General features: G+C 62.7%; 13 protein-coding genes and 3 tRNA genes. 14 read left to right on the forward strand and 2 right to left on the reverse strand.

The annotated features are described in order from the left end of the window. Window positions 1-44: 44 nt before the first annotated feature. The gene (locus tag shn_RS07385) at window positions 45-668 is read left to right on the forward strand and encodes an FMN-dependent NADH-azoreductase (protein WP_064329836.1); all 624 of its coding nucleotides are present in this window, start codon (window positions 45-47) and stop codon (window positions 666-668) included. A 72-nt stretch (window positions 669-740) separates the two neighbouring features. On the opposite strand, the gene rlmB is transcribed toward shn_RS07385, so the two are convergent. Next, window positions 741-1,616 carry a 23S rRNA (guanosine(2251)-2'-O)-methyltransferase RlmB gene (gene rlmB, locus shn_RS07390; RefSeq protein ID WP_064329837.1) on the reverse strand — a complete coding sequence of 292 codons (876 nt, stop codon included), beginning with the start codon at window positions 1,614-1,616 and terminating at the stop codon, window positions 741-743. A 307-nt stretch (window positions 1,617-1,923) separates the two neighbouring features. Here rlmB and shn_RS07395 point away from each other — a divergent pair. The 13 genes from shn_RS07395 (at window position 1,924) to rpoC (ending at window position 17,009) form a co-directional block, all read left to right on the forward strand. Further along, window positions 1,924-2,008: transfer RNA gene (locus shn_RS07395), tRNA-Tyr, on the forward strand. Window positions 2,009-2,033: 25 nt separating this feature from the next. Next, a tRNA-Gly gene (locus shn_RS07400) sits at window positions 2,034-2,107 on the forward strand. Window positions 2,108-2,324: 217 nt separating this feature from the next. Beyond that, the gene (tuf, locus tag shn_RS07405; RefSeq protein WP_064329838.1) at window positions 2,325-3,500 is read left to right on the forward strand and encodes an elongation factor Tu; all 1,176 of its coding nucleotides are present in this window, start codon (window positions 2,325-2,327) and stop codon (window positions 3,498-3,500) included. A 303-nt stretch (window positions 3,501-3,803) separates the two neighbouring features. Beyond that, the gene (locus shn_RS07410) at window positions 3,804-4,460 is read left to right on the forward strand and encodes a hypothetical protein (protein WP_064329839.1); all 657 of its coding nucleotides are present in this window, start codon (window positions 3,804-3,806) and stop codon (window positions 4,458-4,460) included. Between the two features lie 134 nt (window positions 4,461-4,594). Then, window positions 4,595-4,670 (forward strand) — tRNA-Trp (locus tag shn_RS07415). 191 nt (window positions 4,671-4,861) lie between these two features. After that, a complete protein-coding gene (secE, locus tag shn_RS07420) occupies window positions 4,862-5,062 on the forward strand; it encodes a preprotein translocase subunit SecE (protein ID WP_064329840.1) in 201 nt (66 codons plus the stop codon). A gap of 16 nt (window positions 5,063-5,078) precedes the next feature. Then, complete coding sequence (gene nusG, locus shn_RS07425) at window positions 5,079-5,609, forward strand: transcription termination/antitermination protein NusG (protein WP_064329841.1); 531 nt, start codon at window positions 5,079-5,081, stop codon at window positions 5,607-5,609. Between the two features lie 202 nt (window positions 5,610-5,811). Beyond that, the gene (gene rplK, locus shn_RS07430) at window positions 5,812-6,243 is read left to right on the forward strand and encodes a 50S ribosomal protein L11 (RefSeq protein ID WP_064329842.1); all 432 of its coding nucleotides are present in this window, start codon (window positions 5,812-5,814) and stop codon (window positions 6,241-6,243) included. A 2-nt stretch (window positions 6,244-6,245) separates the two neighbouring features. Then, window positions 6,246-6,938 (forward strand): 50S ribosomal protein L1, encoded by a 693-nt coding sequence (gene rplA / locus shn_RS07435; protein ID WP_064329843.1) that lies wholly within the window; start codon window positions 6,246-6,248, stop codon window positions 6,936-6,938. A gap of 354 nt (window positions 6,939-7,292) precedes the next feature. Continuing rightward, window positions 7,293-7,811: a 50S ribosomal protein L10 gene (gene rplJ / locus shn_RS07440; protein ID WP_064329844.1), complete on the forward strand. Its 519-nt coding sequence runs from the start codon at window positions 7,293-7,295 to the stop codon at window positions 7,809-7,811. 60 nt (window positions 7,812-7,871) lie between these two features. Next, entirely contained in the window at window positions 7,872-8,249 is a 378-nt protein-coding gene (gene rplL / locus shn_RS07445; RefSeq protein WP_064329845.1) for a 50S ribosomal protein L7/L12, read from the forward strand. A 254-nt stretch (window positions 8,250-8,503) separates the two neighbouring features. Beyond that, window positions 8,504-12,643 (forward strand): DNA-directed RNA polymerase subunit beta, encoded by a 4,140-nt coding sequence (gene rpoB / locus shn_RS07450; RefSeq protein ID WP_064329846.1) that lies wholly within the window; start codon window positions 8,504-8,506, stop codon window positions 12,641-12,643. 154 nt (window positions 12,644-12,797) lie between these two features. Then, entirely contained in the window at window positions 12,798-17,009 is a 4,212-nt protein-coding gene (gene rpoC, locus shn_RS07455) for a DNA-directed RNA polymerase subunit beta' (protein WP_064329847.1), read from the forward strand. A gap of 61 nt (window positions 17,010-17,070) precedes the next feature. On the opposite strand, the gene shn_RS07460 is transcribed toward rpoC, so the two are convergent. Then, entirely contained in the window at window positions 17,071-18,321 is a 1,251-nt protein-coding gene (locus tag shn_RS07460) for a helix-turn-helix transcriptional regulator (RefSeq protein ID WP_145925882.1), read from the reverse strand. Between the last annotated feature and the right edge of the window lie 94 nt (window positions 18,322-18,415).

Here is an 18,415-nt window from a genome sequence, read left to right on the forward strand (position 1 = left end):
GGAACATATGTGTCGCACCCAAACCGAAACGAAGGTGCTGACCCATGAACATCCTCCATATCGATTCCGGCATTCTCGGCGAGCACTCCGTCTCCCGCCGCCTGACGGCCGCCGTCGCCGCCCAGATCAAGGCCGAACAGCCGGCCGCCACCATCACCTATCGCGACCTTGCCGCCGATCCGCTGCCGCACCTGTCCGGCGCCCATCTGATGGCCGCCAATGCGAAGCCGGAAGAGGTCGACGCGCAGATCGCCGCCGACGTCGCCGAAGGCAAGGTGGTGCTCGACGAGTTCCTGGCCGCCGACACGATCATCCTCGGTGTGCCCATGTACAATTTCTCCTTGCCGAGCCAGTTGAAGGCCTGGATCGACCGCATCGCCGTTTCCGGCAAGACGTTCCGCTACACCGCCGAAGGCCCCGAGGGCCTCGCCAAGGGCAAGAAGGTCATCATCGTCTCCACCCGCGGCGGCCACTATTCCGCCGGTCCGGCGGCCGCCATGGACCACCAGGAAAGCTATCTGAAGGCCGTGCTCGGCTTCCTTGGCATCACGGATGTGGAAGTGGTGCGTGCCGAAGGCCTGAACCTCAGCCCCGATTCGAAGATCGAGGCTATTTCCGAGGCCGAGCGCACCATCAATGATCGCGGTTCCCTGAAGCTTGCCAGCTAAGCGCCGTTCCTCGACATGCAAAACGCCCGCCGGTGGAAACCGGCGGGCGTTTCGCATTTGCGCGTGGCCGGTTCAGCTCAAGAGATGCCGCTGCGTGGCATAGAGCGCGATCGCCGCGGCGTTCGAGACGTTGAGCGACTTGATCGCGCCGGGCATGTCGAGCCGGGCGAGCGCCTTGCAGGTGGCGCGCGTCTTCTGCCGCAGGCCCTTGCCCTCCGCACCCATGACGAGCGCGATGCGGTCGCCGGACAGCGTGCCTTCCAGCGGCTCAGGGCCTTCCGAATCAAGGCCGATCGTCAGGAAGCCGAGCTTGTGCAGCTCCTCCAGCGCGTCGGCGAGATTGGTGACCTGGATATAGGGAATGAGTTCCAGCGCGCCGGACGCGGTTTTGGCGAGCACGCCCGATTCGGTCGGCGAGTGGCGCTGCGTCGTGATGACGGCGCCGGCATTGAAGGCCACCGCCGAACGCATGATGGCGCCGACATTGTGCGGATCCGTCACCTGGTCGAGCACGAGCAGCAACGGGCTGTCCTTCAGCGCTTCCAGCCGGCGCACGGGCAGGGGGCGCGTCTCCAGCATCACGCCCTGGTGGATCGCTTCCGGGCCGAGCACCTTGTCGAGGTCGGACGGCAGCACGGTCTCGATAGGATAGGGCAGGGTGGAGAAATCGGGCAGCTCCAGCCGCTGCGCGGCGTTCTGGCTCACCGAAAGCTTGATGATCTTGCGCTCCGGATTGTCCAGCGCCGCGCGCACCGTGTGCAGGCCGTAGAGATAGACCTGGTCGGGCGTCAGGGCCGGTGCCTTCCAGCCTTCCGCCTGCTTGCGGCGGCGGTCGTCCCTGGGCGTCGGAATCTCGCCGCGCTCGCGCCGCTGGTCGCGATGCGCCCGGCGCAGCTTGGCATAGTGGGTGTCTTTTGCGGACTTGCCGCCAGTGTCGTCTTTGCTCATGCGGCCTTATAGACCAAGTCGCATCGAACTGTGCAGCGGTTTTGCGCAAGGGATGGGCAAAAAACGGAAAAACAGGGAGCAGGAGGCGCCTGGGCCCGCGCGCGGCACGCTCCCGGCGGGACGCCGGCGGCCCGCCAGCCGCGCCGGCCGGCCGCCGATTGGGGACGATGATGTTTTTCGCAATTTTTTCCGTAGCCTCGTGTTGACAGGACGATTTGTGCCCGTCATATACGCCGCCAGATCGAAGGCGCCGCCCACAAGGCACTGCCCGCCGGTCGACACTGGTCGCTTGATCCCGACGGAATATGGAGGGATGCCCGAGTGGTTAAAGGGGACGGACTGTAAATCCGTTGGCTCAGCCTACGTTGGTTCAAATCCAACTCCCTCCACCATTCTGTCAGACGGATCAAGGCCCCCGCGGGTATAGCTCAATGGTAGAGCAGCAGCCTTCCAAGCTGAATACGCGGGTTCGATTCCCGCTACCCGCTCCAGTTTTCCTTCAGAAAAAGAATCAGCGTTCCGCTCTAAGGCCCTGCCTTGAAAAAGCGATTCCGCATCCCGATCTATCGTCCATCCGGCTTGCCCCAGCCCGTTTCCGGCATGTTTCCCCTGTGCATTTAAGGCTTGCGCATTCGTTGCGAAAGCCTTAAACGCCTGCCAAACCGGACGGGCCGGTTAGCCCAACTTTCGTTCAGTAGGAATAAAAACATGGCAAAAGGTAAGTTTGAGCGCACTAAGCCTCACGTAAACATCGGCACGATCGGCCACGTTGACCATGGCAAGACGTCGCTGACGGCAGCGATCACGAAGTATTTCGGCGAGTTCAAGGCGTATGACCAGATCGACGCCGCCCCGGAAGAAAAGGCCCGCGGCATCACCATCTCGACGGCGCACGTCGAGTACGAGACGCCGAACCGTCACTATGCGCACGTCGACTGCCCCGGCCACGCCGACTACGTCAAGAACATGATCACCGGTGCTGCCCAGATGGACGGCGCGATCCTGGTCTGCTCTGCCGCTGACGGCCCGATGCCGCAGACCCGCGAGCACATCCTGCTCGCCCGCCAGGTCGGCGTTCCCGCCATCGTCGTGTTCCTCAACAAGGTCGACCAGGTCGACGACGCCGAGCTGCTCGAGCTCGTCGAGCTGGAAGTGCGCGAACTTCTGTCGTCCTACGACTTCCCGGGCGACGACATTCCGATCATCAAGGGCTCGGCTCTGGCCGCGCTCGAAGATTCGGACAAGAAGATCGGCGAAGACGCGATCCGCGAGCTGATGGCCGCCGTCGACAGCTACATCCCGACGCCGGAGCGTCCGATCGACCAGCCGTTCCTGATGCCGATCGAAGACGTGTTCTCGATCTCGGGCCGCGGCACGGTCGTCACGGGCCGCGTCGAGCGCGGTATCGTCAAGGTCGGTGAGGAAATCGAGATCGTCGGCATCCGCCCGACGACGAAGACGACCTGCACGGGCGTCGAGATGTTCCGCAAGCTGCTCGACCAGGGCCAGGCCGGCGACAACATCGGTGCGCTGCTGCGCGGTGTGAACCGTGACGGCGTCGAGCGTGGCCAGATCCTGTGCAAGCCGGGTTCGGTCAAGCCGCACAAGAAGTTCAAGGCCGAAGCCTACATCCTGACGAAGGAAGAAGGCGGCCGTCATACGCCGTTCTTCACGAACTACCGTCCGCAGTTCTACTTCCGCACGACGGACGTGACGGGCATCGTGACGCTGCCGGAAGGCACGGAAATGGTGATGCCGGGCGACAACGTGACGGTTGATGTCGAGCTGATCGTTCCGATCGCGATGGAAGAAAAGCTGCGCTTCGCGATCCGCGAAGGCGGCCGCACCGTCGGCGCCGGCATCGTCGCCTCGATCGTCGAGTAATATCGGGTCTTTGACCGGATGAAGGCCCCGCGGGAGACCGCGGGGCCTTTTTGTTTTCAAGCGCTTTGAAATGGTGTGCTTTTTTAGCCATTGGCGATAACTCGTCAGGTCTGGGGATAGAGGCGATCGGCGCCAGCGGGTAGATTTGCCGCGTCGCCTGGAGCGACATGGCCTGGACGGTGAACCGCAGGCCCGGCGCCGAGGGATCGTTTCGATCCCGTATATTGCGGCGGCGCCCCTGCGTGTGGCGGGCACGGGCCGTGCCGCGCGCATCACGGCAACCAGACATGGGCCTGAACCTCGATGACCTCTTTTGCAGGCGCGGCGCGCGCAGCGCTCGCTCTCTCGACGATTCTCCTGATTCCGCCGGCCGGCGCGGCCAGGGCGGAGGATTCCCTCGTCATCTGGTCCCCGGCAAAACTGTCCAGCTATGCCTATCGCCTGCGCCTGGGCGCCAAGGCCGCCACGGCGGCCGAGATGAGCGCCGGGGTGGACATCTCCGTCACCGCGTCCTCCAGCGGCCGCATCCGCGACACGCGCGACAATGCGCGCCTCTGGGCGGAGATGCGCGGGACGGGACAGTCCGGTGCAGAGCGCAACGTCACGGCCGGCTACAATCCGCTGACCGGCCGGGTTTCGGCGAGCGCGGGCCTCTCCCGCCGCTGGATGGCAACGCCCTCCATCGATATCGTCCTCACGCCCGCCGTCTCCGCCGATGCCAACATGCGCAGCGGCGATCGCGGCGCGGTGCGCGTGACGCAGCAGGCGCGCATCCAGGCGCTGCCGACCGGAACGTCCTTCGTCGCCACCGGTTCGACCGCCAGCGGACAGAAGCACATCGGCGCGGAACTCGGCGTCGAGCAGCGCGTCTTCGACTGCCTCGACCTCGGCGCCTCCGTGCGCCGGCAGGACATGAGGCTGGTCGGCGCGGTCAGGGCGCGGCTTCGTTTCGCCTGGTGAGGACGCCGGGGGAGGGCGCTTGGCGCTAACCTGTGAAAAAATCTCGTCTTCGGGCTTGCCAAGTCGATCCGTGCGCCGTAAAGACGCCATGCCTTGCCGGCGACAGGTGTTTCACCACGGAGCGGCAGGCAGCTAGGGGTATAGCTCAGTTGGTAGAGCGGCGGTCTCCAAAACCGCAGGTCGGGGGTTCGAGCCCCTCTGCCCCTGCCATTTTCACCGGACAGCGCGGACGACTTGCAGCGACGGGAAAGATGGCATGACGGCGTTCGGCCGTCATAATTCGTTAAAAGTCCGGTTGCCTCTTGTGAAAAAGGGAATCGGGCTTTATGTAGGGCAAAACAGACACGCGGTGCGTGGGGCTGATAATTCAGCTTTACGTGCCGTAATGGCGTGGACATTCAATGGCATCGAAAACAAATCCGATTGCGTTTCTGCAGCAGGTTCGCTCCGAGACGGCGAAAGTGACTTGGCCCTCGCGGCGCGAGACGATGATCTCGACCGTCATGGTGTTCGTCATGGTCTTCCTGGCTGCAGTGTTCTTCTTCGCTGCGGACCAGTTGATTGGCTGGCTGATCGGCCTCGTCCTCAGCGCCAGCGTCTGATTGGTTGGAGATGAACATGGCTTCCCGTTGGTACATCGTCCACGCCTATTCGAATTTCGAGAAGAAGGTCGCAGAGGACATCGAGAACAAGGCGCGCCAGAAGGGCCTTGATCACCTGTTCGAGAAGATCCTCGTGCCGACCGAAAAGGTTGTCGAGGTGCGTCGCGGCCGCAAGGTCGATTCGGAGCGCAAGTTCTTCCCCGGCTACGTGCTGGTGCGGGCGAACCTGACGGACGAAGCGTACCACCTCATCAAGAATACGCCGAAGGTCACGGGATTCCTCGGTTCGGACAACAAGCCGGTTCCGATCCCGGACAGCGAGGCCGAGCGCATCCTGTCGCAGGTCCAGGACGGCGTCGATCGTCCGAAGCCTTCGGTCTCGTTCGAGATCGGCGAGCAGGTCCGCGTTTCCGACGGTCCGTTCGCCTCGTTCAACGGCACCGTGCAGGATGTCGACGAGGAGCGGTCGCGCCTCAAGGTGGAAGTGTCGATCTTCGGCCGCGCCACCCCGGTCGAGCTGGAATACGCTCAGGTCGAAAAAATCTGATTTCAGTGGCGTCCCGGGAGGGCGCCGCTCGTTTGAAATCCGGCCCTTTCCGGAGGGTTGGCGGCGGAAGTTTCCGCCATTCGCGTGGAAGGGAAGGCGGCCTGTAGCCGGGCGCCCGGACCGCACCACGCAACCGCAGCCGCCGGTCCCAGGATCGGCATCACGGGCCGGGCAACCGGTCGCATTCTGAAAGGCAGAGAAAATGGCTAAGAAAGTTGCAGGCCAGCTCAAGCTTCAGGTCAAGGCAGGATCGGCGAACCCGTCCCCGCCGATCGGCCCGGCGCTTGGTCAGCGTGGCATTAACATCATGGAATTCTGCAAGTCGTTCAACGCGGCGACGCAGGAAATGGAAAAGGGTATGCCGATCCCGGTCGTCATCACCTACTACCAGGACAAGTCCTTCACCTTCGTGATGAAGCAGCCGCCGGTGACCTACTTCCTCAAGAAGGAAGCCAAGATCCAGTCCGGCTCGAAGACCCCGGGCAAGGGCGGTTCCGTCGGCAAGCTCACCAAGGCTCAGATCAAGTCGATCGCCGAAGCCAAGATGAAGGATCTCAACGCCGCCGATATCGAAGGCGCAATGGCGATGGTCGAGGGTTCTGCCCGCGCCATGGGCCTGGAAGTGGTAGGTTGATCATGGCCAAGGTAGCAAAGCGTCTCCAGAAGATCCGCGAAGGCATCGACCCGACCAAGCTCGTCGCCCTTTCGGACGCCATCTCGCTCGTCAAGGAGCGTGCCGTCGCCAAGTTCGACGAAACCGTCGAGATCGCCATGAACCTCGGCGTCGACCCGCGCCACGCAGACCAGATGGTCCGCGGCGTGGTCAACCTGCCGAACGGTACCGGCCGTGACGTTCGCGTCGCCGTCTTCGCACGCGGCGCCAAGGCCGACGAAGCCAAGGCCGCCGGCGCGGACATCGTCGGCGCCGAAGACCTGCTCGAGATCGTCCAGGGCGGCAAGATCGATTTCGATCGCTGCATCGCGACCCCGGACATGATGCCGCTCGTCGGCCGTCTCGGCAAGGTTCTCGGCCCGCGCGGCATGATGCCGAACCCGAAGGTCGGTACGGTGACCATGGACGTTACCGGCGCCGTCAAGGCGTCCAAGGGCGGCGCTGTCGAGTTCCGCGTCGAGAAGGCCGGTATCATCCATGCCGGCATCGGCAAGGCCTCCTTCGACGCCAAGGCTCTGGAAGAGAACATCAAGGCTTTCGCCGACGCCGTCATCAAGGCGAAGCCGGCTGGCGCCAAGGGCAACTACGTCAAGCGCGTTGCCATCTCTTCGACGATGGGCCCGGGCGTGAAGATCGACCCGGCGACGGTTGCCTGATTTAGGCGCCTGATTTTTTCAGATCCCGCTCCGGCTGGATCGCAAAAGAATTCCCGGCCTTAGTCAGGCCGGGAATTTCCGGGGAAACCCGGAACTCCTGTCCGAGATTGCAGGTGGTTAGGCCTTAATCACGTTGCCTGCATGAGACGGGTGAGACCTGGATTTCACTCAGCGTCGGATGACGCGGAATTCGGTTCGAACCTACCTTGCCTGTGTCGCGGCCCTCGGGTCGAGCGCGGGGGACAGGATCCTCGAGCGTCGCTCGGGATCTTCTTTTTAAGCGGATCCCTGGCGGCAAAGGCAAACCCGGCAGGTCCCGTGAGAACTCACGGTCCTGTCAACTGGAGATAGGCAGTGGAAAGAGCGGAAAAACGCGAATTCGTCACGGAGCTGAATGAAGTCTTCAAGGCTTCCGGTTCGGTTGTCGTGGCCCGCTATGCCGGCATCACCGTTGCACAGATGAACGATCTTCGTACGAAGATGCGTGCAGCTGGCGGTACCGTCAAAGTCGCGAAGAACCGCCTGGCCAAAATTGCCCTTCAGGGTACGGAGTCGGAAGGGATGTCTGATCTCTTCCAGGGTCAGACGCTCATTGCATATGCAAATGATCCGATGATCGCTCCGAAGGTAGCCATGGACTTCGCCAAGACCAACGACAAGCTCGTTGTGCTCGGCGGCGCCATGGGTGCGACCACACTCGACGCAGAAGCAGTCAAGTCGCTTGCGACCCTGCCTTCGCTCGACGAGCTGCGTGCAAAGCTGCTGGGCCTTCTCAATGCCCCGGCAACGCGCGTCGCCACGGTCGTTGCAGCACCGGCAAGCCAGCTTGCCCGCGTGTTCGCAGCCTACGCCAAGAAGGACGAAGCCGCGTAAGGCGGTTTTTCGCTGTAAATCAAACACACCAGTTCGAACCGAACAAAAGGACTTAAGAAAATGGCTGATCTCGCAAAGATCGTTGAAGACCTCTCCTCGCTGACCGTCCTGGAAGCTGCTGAGCTTTCCAAGCTTCTCGAAGAGAAGTGGGGCGTTTCGGCTGCAGCTCCCGTTGCTGTTGCTGCTGTTGGCGGCGGCGCTGCCCCGGCTGCTGCTGAAGAAGAAAAGACCGAATTCGACGTGATCCTCGTTGACGCTGGCGCCAACAAGATCAACGTCATCAAGGAAGTTCGCGGCATCACGGGTCTCGGCCTCAAGGAAGCCAAGGACCTCGTCGAAGGCGCTCCGAAGCCGGTCAAGGAAGCCGTCTCCAAGGCTGAAGCCGCTGACCTCAAGAAGAAGCTTGAGGACGCCGGCGCCAAGGTCGACGTCAAGTAATATCGGAATGCGGTGGGAGAGGGTTTCGACCCTCTCCCATTGATGATTCCTCCGAACTGATTACCCAAAAGCCGCGAAAACCGGCTTTTGGGTAATGGGTTCTTCAAGAGGATGGTCTTCCGCCGAGCGATTGGGCAATCCGGCCCGTGGCCTGGCAGGCGAGACGAGATTGAACCAACCCATTGGTCGACGGGATCGACTGGCCAGCGAACCCCGTCCGTTGCAGGCCCGGATGCAAATTTGAAGGAGCGACGATGGCTCAGACCCTTTCGTTTAACGGTCGTAGGCGCGTACGCAAGTTTTTTGGAAAAATCCCTGAAGTCGCAGTCATGCCGAACCTCATCGAGGTTCAGAAGGCATCCTACGACCAATTCCTGATGGTTGAAGAGCCTGCCGGCGGTCGCCCGGACGAGGGCCTTCAGACCGTTTTCAAGTCGGTCTTCCCGATCACCGACTTCTCCGGCGCTTCCATGCTCGAATTCGTTTCCTACGAATTCGAACAGCCGAAGTTCGACGTCGAGGAATGCCGCCAGCGTGATCTGACCTATGCAGCGCCGCTCAAGGTGACGCTGCGTCTCATCGTGTTCGATATCGACGAGGATACGGGCGCCAAGTCCATCAAGGACATCAAGGAACAGAACGTCTACATGGGCGACATGCCGCTCATGACCGACAACGGCACGTTCATCGTCAACGGCACCGAGCGCGTCATCGTCTCCCAGATGCACCGTTCGCCGGGCGTGTTCTTCGACCACGACAAGGGCAAGAGCCACTCGTCGGGCAAGCTGCTCTTCGCGGCCCGCGTCATCCCGTACCGCGGCTCCTGGCTCGACATCGAGTTCGACGCCAAGGACATCGTCCATGCCCGCATCGACCGTCGCCGCAAGATCCCCGTCACCTCGCTGCTCATGGCGCTCGGCATGGACGGCGAAGAGATCCTGTCGACCTTCTACACGAAGTCGCTCTACCAGCGCGACGGCGAAGGCTGGCGCATTCCCTTCAATCCGGACGCGCTGAAGGGCCAGAAGGCCGTCTCGGATCTGGTGGATGCCGACACCGGCGAAGTCGTCGTGGAGATCGGCAAGAAGCTGACGCCGCGCCTCCTGAAGCAGCTCTCCGAAAAGGGCCTCAAGGCCCTCAAGGCGACGGACGACGAGCTTTACGGCAACTATCTTGCCGAGGACATCGTCAACTACTCGACGGGTGAGATCTATCTCGAAGCCGGCGACGAAATCGACGAGAAGACCCTGCCGGTCATTCTCGCGGCCGGTTTCGACGAAATCCCGGTCCTCGACATCGACCACATCAATGTCGGCGCCTATATCCGCAACACGCTTGCCGCAGACAAGAACGAGAACCGCCAGGACGCGCTGTTCGACATCTACCGCGTCATGCGTCCGGGCGAGCCGCCGACCATGGATTCGGCCGAAGCCATGTTCAACACGCTGTTCTTCGATGCGGAGCGCTACGACCTCTCCGCCGTCGGCCGCGTGAAGATGAACATGCGCCTCGACCTCGACGTCGCCGACACGGTCCGCACGCTGCGCAAGGAAGACATCCTCGCCGTCGTGAAGATGCTGGTCGAGCTGCGCGACGGCAAGGGCGAGATCGACGACATCGACAACCTCGGCAACCGCCGTGTCCGTTCGGTCGGCGAACTGATGGAGAACCAGTACCGTCTCGGCCTGCTGCGCATGGAGCGCGCGATCAAGGAACGCATGTCCTCGATCGAGATCGACACGGTGATGCCGCAGGACCTGATCAACGCGAAGCCGGCGGCTGCCGCCGTTCGCGAATTCTTCGGTTCCTCGCAGCTCTCGCAGTTCATGGACCAGGTGAACCCGCTTTCGGAAATCACCCACAAGCGCCGTCTTTCGGCCCTTGGCCCGGGTGGTCTGACCCGCGAGCGCGCCGGCTTCGAAGTCCGCGACGTCCACCCGACCCACTATGGCCGTATTTGCCCGATCGAGACGCCGGAAGGCCCGAACATCGGTCTGATCAACTCGCTCGCCACCTTCGCCCGCGTCAACAAGTACGGCTTCATCGAAAGCCCGTACCGCAAGATCGTCGACGGCAAGGTGACGACCGATGTGGTCTACCTCTCCGCCATGGAAGAGGCCAAGTACCACGTCGCCCAGGCCAACTCGCCGCTCAACGACGACAACTCCTTCTCGGAAGAGTTCGTCGTCTGCCGTCACGCCGGCGAAGTCATGCTCGCCCCGCGCGACCAGATCAACCTGATGGACGTTTCGCCGAAGCAGCTCGTTTCGGTGGCGGCCGCGCTCATCCCGTTCCTTGAGAACGACGACGCGAACCGCGCGCTCATGGGTTCGAACATGCAGCGCCAGGCCGTGCCGCTTCTGCGTGCGGAAGCCCCGTTCGTCGGCACCGGCATGGAGCCGATCGTCGCCCGTGACTCGGGCGCTGCCATCGCGGCCCGCCGCGGCGGCGTCGTCGACCAGGTCGACGCGACCCGTATCGTTATCCGCGCCACCGAAGACCTCGATCCGTCGAAGTCGGGCGTCGATATCTACCGGCTGCAGAAGTTCCAGCGTTCCAACCAGAACACCTGCGTCAACCAGCGCCCGCTGGTCACCGTCGGCGACGTTCTGAACAAGGGCGACATCATCGCGGACGGTCCGTCGACCGACCTCGGCGACCTCGCGCTCGGCCGCAACGCGCTCGTCGCGTTCATGCCGTGGAACGGCTACAACTACGAAGACTCGATCCTGATGTCCGAACGCATCGTCTCCGACGACGTGTTCACCTCGATCCACATCGAGGAATTCGAAGTCATGGCCCGCGACACCAAGCTGGGCCCGGAAGAAATCACGCGCGACATTCCGAACGTTTCGGAAGAAGCGCTGAAGAACCTCGACGAAGCCGGTATCGTCTATATCGGCGCAGAGGTTCAGCCGGGCGACATCCTGGTCGGCAAGATCACCCCGAAGGGCGAAAGCCCGATGACGCCGGAAGAAAAGCTCCTGCGCGCCATCTTCGGTGAAAAGGCCTCCGACGTGCGTGACACCTCCATGCGCATGCCGCCCGGCACCTTCGGCACGGTCGTCGAGGTTCGCGTCTTCAACCGCCATGGCGTGGAGAAGGACGAACGCGCGATGGCGATCGAGCGCGAGGAGATCGAGCGTCTCGCGAAGGACCGTGACGACGAGCAGGCGATCCTCGACCGTAACGTCTACGGTCGTCTGACCGACATGCTGCGTGGCCACGTCGCCGTCGCCGGCCCGAAGGCCTTCAAGAAGGGCACCGAGCTTTCGAATGCCGTGATCTCCGAATATCCCCGCTCGCAGTGGTGGATGTTCGCCGTCGAGGACGAGAAGGTCCAGGGCGAGATCGAAGCGCTCCGCGGCCAGTACGACGAATCCAAGTCGCGCCTTGAACAGCGCTTCATGGACAAGGTCGAGAAGGTCCAGCGCGGCGACGAGATGCCTCCGGGCGTCATGAAGATGGTAAAAGTCTTCGTCGCCGTGAAGCGCAAGATCCAGCCGGGCGACAAGATGGCCGGCCGTCACGGCAACAAGGGCGTGGTCTCGCGCATCCTGCCGATCGAGGACATGCCGTTCCTCGAAGACGGCACGCATGTCGACATCTGCCTGAACCCGCTGGGCGTGCCTTCGCGCATGAACGTCGGCCAGATCCTCGAAACCCACCTTGCCTGGGCTTGCGCCGGCATGGGCAAGAAGATCGGCGACCTGCTCGACGAGTATCGCAAGACCATGGACATCTCCGACCTGAAGCGCGAGCTGACGGAAGTCTACGAGAGCGAAGCCAAGGACGAAGTCGCCCATTTCGACGACGCCGCCCTGGTCAAGCTGGCCGAGCAGTCCCGCAAGGGCGTCTCCATCGCAACGCCGGTCTTCGACGGTGCGCATGAACCTGATGTCGCCAGCATGCTGGAGCGTGCGGGCCTTGCGTCCTCGGGCCAGTCGGTTCTCTACGACGGCCGTACGGGCGAGGCTTTCGACCGCAAGGTGACCGTCGGCTACATGTACATGATCAAGCTGAACCACCTTGTCGACGACAAGATCCATGCGCGCTCGATCGGTCCGTACTCGCTCGTTACCCAGCAGCCGCTGGGCGGCAAGGCGCAGTTCGGCGGCCAGCGCTTCGGGGAAATGGAAGTCTGGGCGCTCGAAGCCTACGGCGCCGCCTACACGCTCCAGGAAATGCTGACCGTGAAGTCGGACGACGTCGCGGGCCGCACCAAGGTGTACGAGGCGATCGTGCGTGGCGACGACACGTTCGAGGCGGGCATTCCGGAGAGCTTCAACGTTCTCGTCAAGGAAATGCGCTCGCTCGGCCTGTCGGTCGAACTGGAGAACTCGAAGGTCGACGCGAACGCGGAAGCCGGCCAGCTTCCCGACGCCGCGGAATAAGCCTTGATAGGGTGCGCGCCGAAGGGCGCGCACCGTTTCCGCCTCCGCCGGTCGGCGAGGGGCGGCTCATCCGTTTCGAGCAGCCTTGCGGCACCCGGGTATCGCCGCAATTGGTTGCTAAGCAGAGGGCCATTGGCCCACGAAGGAGATAGGCATGAACCAAGAGGTCATGAACCTTTTCAACCCGCAGGTGCCTGCGCAGACGTTCGATTCCATCCGGATCTCGATCGCGTCTCCGGAAAAGATTCTTTCCTGGTCGTACGGCGAGATCAAGAAGCCGGAAACCATCAACTACCGCACGTTCAAGCCGGAACGCGACGGCCTGTTCTGCGCGCGCATCTTCGGGCCGATCAAGGACTACGAGTGCCTGTGCGGCAAGTACAAGCGCATGAAGTACAAGGGCATCATCTGCGAAAAGTGCGGCGTCGAAGTCACGCTGTCGCGCGTTCGCCGCGAGCGCATGGGCCATATCGAGCTGGCCGCGCCCGTCGCCCACATCTGGTTCCTGAAGTCGCTGCCCTCGCGCATCGCGACGCTGCTCGACATGACGCTGAAGGATGTCGAGCGCGTTCTCTATTTCGAGAACTACATCGTGACCGAGCCGGGCCTCACCGCGCTCAAGGAAAACCAGCTTCTTTCCGAAGAAGAATACATGATCGCCGTCGATGAATATGGTGAAGACCAGTTCACGGCGATGATCGGCGCCGAGGCCATCTACGAGATGCTCGCCTCGATGAACCTCGAGCGGATCGCTGGCGACCTGCGTTCGGATCTGGCGGAAACCACGTCGGATCTGAAGCAGAAGAAGCTGATGAAGCGCCTGAAGATCGTCGAGAACTTCATGGAATCCGGCAACCGTCCGGAATGGATGATCATGAAGGTCGTTCCGGTGATCCCGCCGGACCTGCGTCCGCTCGTCCCGCTGGACGGCGGCCGTTTCGCGACGTCGGACCTCAACGATCTCTACCGCCGCGTCATCAACCGCAACAACCGTCTGAAGCGCCTCATCGAGCTGCGCGCGCCGGGCATCATCATCCGCAACGAGAAGCGCATGCTTCAGGAATCGGTTGACGCCCTGTTCGACAACGGCCGCCGCGGCCGCGTCATCACCGGCGCCAACAAGCGTCCGCTGAAGTCGCTGTCCGACATGCTCAAGGGCAAGCAGGGCCGCTTCCGCCAGAACCTGCTCGGCAAGCGCGTCGACTATTCCGGCCGTTCGGTCATCGTGACCGGCCCGGAACTCAAGCTGCACCAGTGCGGCCTGCCGAAGAAGATGGCGCTGGAACTCTTCAAGCCGTTCATCTACGCCCGCCTCGACGCCAAGGGTTTCTCCTCGACCGTCAAGCAGGCCAAGAAGCTGGTCGAGAAGGAAAAGCCTGAGGTCTGGGATATCCTCGACGAGGTCATCCGCGAGCATCCGGTTCTCCTCAACCGCGCGCCGACGCTGCACCGCCTGGGCATCCAGGCCTTCGAACCGATCCTGGTCGAAGGCAAGGCGATCCAGCTGCACCCGCTCGTCTGCACGGCCTTCAACGCCGACTTCGACGGCGACCAGATGGCCGTCCACGTTCCGCTTTCGCTGGAAGCCCAGCTTGAAGCGCGCGTGCTGATGATGTCGACGAACAACATCCTGCATCCGGCGAACGGCGCACCGATCATCGTTCCCTCGCAGGACATGGTTCTCGGTCTCTACTATTTGTCGATCATGAACCAGAACGAGCCGGGCGAAGGCATGGCCTTCTCCGACATGGGCGAACTGCACCATGCGCTGGAAAACAAGGTCGTCACGCTGCACGCGAAGATCCGCGGCCGCTACAAGTCGGTCGACGGTGAAGGCAAGGCCTACAGCAAGATCTACGAGACGACGCCCGGCCGCATGATCATCGGCGAGCTGCTGCCGAAGAACGGCAACATCCCGTTCGACATCTGCAACCAGGAAATGACCAAGAAGAACATCTCCAAGATGATCGACACGGTCTACCGTCATTGCGGCCAGAAGGACACGGTCATCTTCTGCGACCGCATCATGCAGCTCGGCTTCGCCCACGCCTGCCGCGCCGGCATCTCGTTCGGCAAGGACGACATGGTCATTCCGGACACCAAGGCGAAGATCGTCGGTGACACCGAAAATCTCGTCAAGGAATACGAGCAGCAGTACAATGACGGCCTGATCACCCAGGGCGAGAAGTACAACAAGGTCGTCGACGCCTGGGGCAAGGCCACCGAAAAGGTCGCGGAAGAGATGATGGCGCGCATCAAGGCCGTCGAATTCGACCCCGCGACCGGCCGCCAGAAGCCGATGAACTCGATCTACATGATGTCGCACTCCGGCGCCCGCGGTTCTCCGAACCAGATGCGCCAGCTTGGCGGCATGCGCGGCCTCATGGCCAAGCCCTCGGGCGAGATCATCGAGACGCCGATCATCTCGAACTTCAAGGAAGGCCTGACCGTGAACGAGTACTTCAACTCGACGCACGGCGCCCGCAAGGGTCTGGCGGACACCGCCTTGAAGACCGCGAACTCCGGTTACCTGACCCGCCGTCTCGTCGACGTCGCGCAGGATTGCATCGTCACGCATGTCGACTGCGGCACCGACAAGGGCCTCACGATGACGGCGATCGTCGATGCCGGCCAGGTCGTGGCTTCGATCGGCACCCGCGTTCTCGGCCGTACGGCGCTCGACGATATCGATCATCCGGTCACGGGTGCGCGCATCGTCGATGCCGGCAAGATGATCCTCGAAGCGGACGTCGTCGAGATCGAGAAGGCTGGCATCCAGTCGATCCGTATCCGTTCGGCGCTGACCTGCGAGATCCAGACCGGCGTCTGCGGCGTCTGCTACGGTCGCGACCTTGCACGTGGCACGCCCGTCAACATGGGCGAGGCCGTCGGCGTCATCGCGGCACAGTCGATCGGCGAGCCGGGCACCCAGCTCACCATGCGCACCTTCCACCTGGGCGGCACGGCGACCGTGGTCGACCAGTCGTTCCTGGAAGCCTCGTATGAAGGCACGGTGCAGATCAAGAACCGCAACATGCTGCGCAATTCCGACGGCGCACTCGTCGCGATGGGCCGCAACATGGCGATCACCATCCTCGACGAGCGCGGCGTGGAACGCTCCGCCCAGCGCGTCGCCTACGGTTCGAAGATCTTCGTCGACGACGGCGACAAGGTGAAGCGCGGCCAGCGTCTCGCCGAGTGGGACCCCTACACCCGTCCGATGATGACGGAAGTGGAAGGGACGGTTCACTTCGAAGACGTCGTCGACGGCATCTCGGTCCTGGAATCGACGGACGAATCCACCGGCATCACCAAGCGCTCGGTCATCGACTGGCGCTCGACGCCGCGCGGGACGGACCTGAAGCCGGCCATCGTCATCAAGGACAAGAACGGCGCCGTCGCCAAGCTGTCCCGCGGTGGCGAAGCCCGCTTCCTGCTCTCGGTCGATGCGATCCTCTCGGTCGAGCCGGGCCAGAAGGTCTCCCAGGGTGACGTTCTTGCCCGCTCGCCGCTGGAAAGCGCCAAGACCAAGGACATCACCGGCGGTCTGCCGCGCGTTGCCGAACTGTTCGAAGCCCGTCGTCCGAAGGACCACGCCATCATCGCCGAGATCGATGGTACCGTCCGCTTCGGCCGCGACTACAAGAACAAGCGTCGCGTGACGATCGAGCCGGCGGAAGACGGTGTCGAGCCGGTCGAGTACCTGATCCCGAAGGGCAAGCCCTTCCACCTTCAGGACGGCGACTATATCGAAAAGGGTGACTACATCCTCGACGGCAACCCGGCGCCGCACGACATCCTGGCGATCAAGGGCGTGGAAGCACTCGCTTCCTACCTCGTGAACGAAATCCAGGAAGTCTACCGTCTGCAGGGCGTCGTGATCAACGACAAGCACATCGAGGTGATCGTTCGCCAGATGCTGCAGAAGGTCGAGATCACGGATGCAGGTGACAGCACCTACATCGTCGGCGACAATGTCGACCGGATCGAGCTGGAAGACGTCAACGACGCCCTGATCGAGGAAGGCAAGAAGCCGGCCTATGGCGAACCGGTCCTTCTCGGTATCACCAAGGCGTCGCTGCAGACCCCGTCCTTCATCTCGGCCGCCTCGTTCCAGGAGACCACCAAGGTCCTCACGGAAGCGGCGATCGCCGGCAAGACCGACGGCCTGCAGGGCCTCAAGGAAAACGTCATCGTCGGCCGCCTCATCCCGGCCGGCACGGGCGGCACCATGACCCAGATCCGCCGCATCGCGACGGCCCGCGACGAGATGATCCTCGACGAGCGCCGCAAGTCGACAGGCGCCGGCGTCGCCACCCCGATGCTGGCGGACCTCGCCGGCGGCGAGGGTGCAGCAGCCGAATAAGGCTGGATCACGTGAAAAATGCAAAACGCCGGGCGATGAGCCCGGCGTTTTCGTTTCGGCGTCATCCGCTGTGGAAGCGGACAAGCAGGACGCAGAGTTCCGATTGCTTTGCGGTTCCCGTCTTCTGGAAAACCTGCTTCAGCCGCTGCCGCGCCGTCTCGAAGGTGATGCCGAGGCAGGTTGCCGCGTCGGTGAGCGACAGGCCATCACCCAGCGCCGCCGCAAGCCGCGTCTCGGCGGGCGTCAGGCGGAAGAGGCGGGCAAACTCTGCGAGATCGCTGGAAGATGGCCGAGCTGAGAGGTTGGTCAGCCGCAGCAGGATTTGTGGGCGCGGGGCCAGAAGTCGCTGGACGGGATCCACGGGCAGCCGGATCAGGGAAAGCAGCCATTTCGTGGCGCCGTCGTCCCAGCCGAGGCGCGATGCCTGAAAGAGGGGGGAGGATGCCAGGTCCTTGACCAGGCGGGCGATCCGTTCCGACAGAGCCTTGTCTCGGAACAGCAAACGTCCGCCGCGGGAGCCGGCAAGAGCGTCCTTCTGCAACATGCGCAAGGCTTCGCCATTGGCTTCGGTGATGCGCAGCATCGGGTCGATGACGAGGGCCGGACCCTTGTCGTGATCGATGAGGGCGGCCCGGGCGATGACACCGTCGCCGGCCTGCTGCAAACTGCGGGATATGTGGATCGCCCGTTCGAGGGGGCCGCGAAGCTGCGCGAGGATTTCTGTGCAGGCCGTTGCATAGTGTTCGAAATAGGCTTCCGCGCAATGCATGGGCAGGTAGATCGTGTCGATCGGACTGGCGTCGATCTTCAGGCCCATGCCTGCGGTGCGCGCGTCCGCCTTGTGAAGCCAGTCATTGTAGAACTCCGTATGCCGAAGGGTTTTGGAGGGCATGCTGTTTTCGGAATTCAGGATCTCGCCGCTTTTCAGACCCCGCCAATAGTCGCCGTAGGGGTTTATTTGGGCATAATACCGCGAATAGCTTTCCAGCAGCGAGGGATCGAGGTTCCAGGCGGTCGCATGGTTGATCCGGTCGTGCAAGAAATCCTGGTTGACCAAGGCAAAATAGGCATTCGGAAAAGCGGAATGAAACACCCGCAACGCCTGTTCCCAAGGTTCGGCGCCAACGGCGGCAAGCTCCAGCGCCTCGCCGATCTCGGTGGCGATCGTGCGTATCCTGTGCGCGTCAAAAGACTCTCCCACCCGGTCCCTCCGTGGTCGTTCGACTGCTCCGTCTATCAAGAGTAGCTTATTCACGTGCAAGGTCAATTTGCAGCTGATGCGCAACTCCCAAATGGGGGTCGCGGTGCGCACCCGTTTTGTTCCATGCTGGGTTGAAGGACGGAGAACGATCGAGGGATCCTTGTGGTCCGTGTTGCACGCGCAGCCCCGGCTGCGCTGCACGCAG

Origin of the sequence: Shinella sp. HZN7 (assembly GCF_001652565.1) — a bacterium.
Lineage (GTDB): Bacteria > Pseudomonadota > Alphaproteobacteria > Rhizobiales > Rhizobiaceae > Shinella > Shinella granuli.

Excerpts from the sequence above, each read along its gene's own strand:
- shn_RS07385 (WP_064329836.1), top strand. The coding sequence starts at position 45 with ATGAACATCCTCCATATCGATTCCGGCATTCTCGGCGAGCACTCCGTC.
- rlmB (WP_064329837.1), bottom strand. The coding sequence starts at position 1,616 with ATGAGCAAAGACGACACTGGCGGCAAGTCCGCAAAAGACACCCACTAT.
- tuf (WP_064329838.1), top strand. The coding sequence starts at position 2,325 with ATGGCAAAAGGTAAGTTTGAGCGCACTAAGCCTCACGTAAACATCGGC.
- shn_RS07410 (WP_064329839.1), top strand. The coding sequence starts at position 3,804 with ATGACCTCTTTTGCAGGCGCGGCGCGCGCAGCGCTCGCTCTCTCGACG.
- secE (WP_064329840.1), top strand. The coding sequence starts at position 4,862 with ATGGCATCGAAAACAAATCCGATTGCGTTTCTGCAGCAGGTTCGCTCC.
- nusG (WP_064329841.1), top strand. The coding sequence starts at position 5,079 with ATGGCTTCCCGTTGGTACATCGTCCACGCCTATTCGAATTTCGAGAAG.
- rplK (WP_064329842.1), top strand. The coding sequence starts at position 5,812 with ATGGCTAAGAAAGTTGCAGGCCAGCTCAAGCTTCAGGTCAAGGCAGGA.
- rplA (WP_064329843.1), top strand. The coding sequence starts at position 6,246 with ATGGCCAAGGTAGCAAAGCGTCTCCAGAAGATCCGCGAAGGCATCGAC.
- rplL (WP_064329845.1), top strand. The coding sequence starts at position 7,872 with ATGGCTGATCTCGCAAAGATCGTTGAAGACCTCTCCTCGCTGACCGTC.
- rpoB (WP_064329846.1), top strand. The coding sequence starts at position 8,504 with ATGGCTCAGACCCTTTCGTTTAACGGTCGTAGGCGCGTACGCAAGTTT.
- rpoC (WP_064329847.1), top strand. The coding sequence starts at position 12,798 with ATGAACCAAGAGGTCATGAACCTTTTCAACCCGCAGGTGCCTGCGCAG.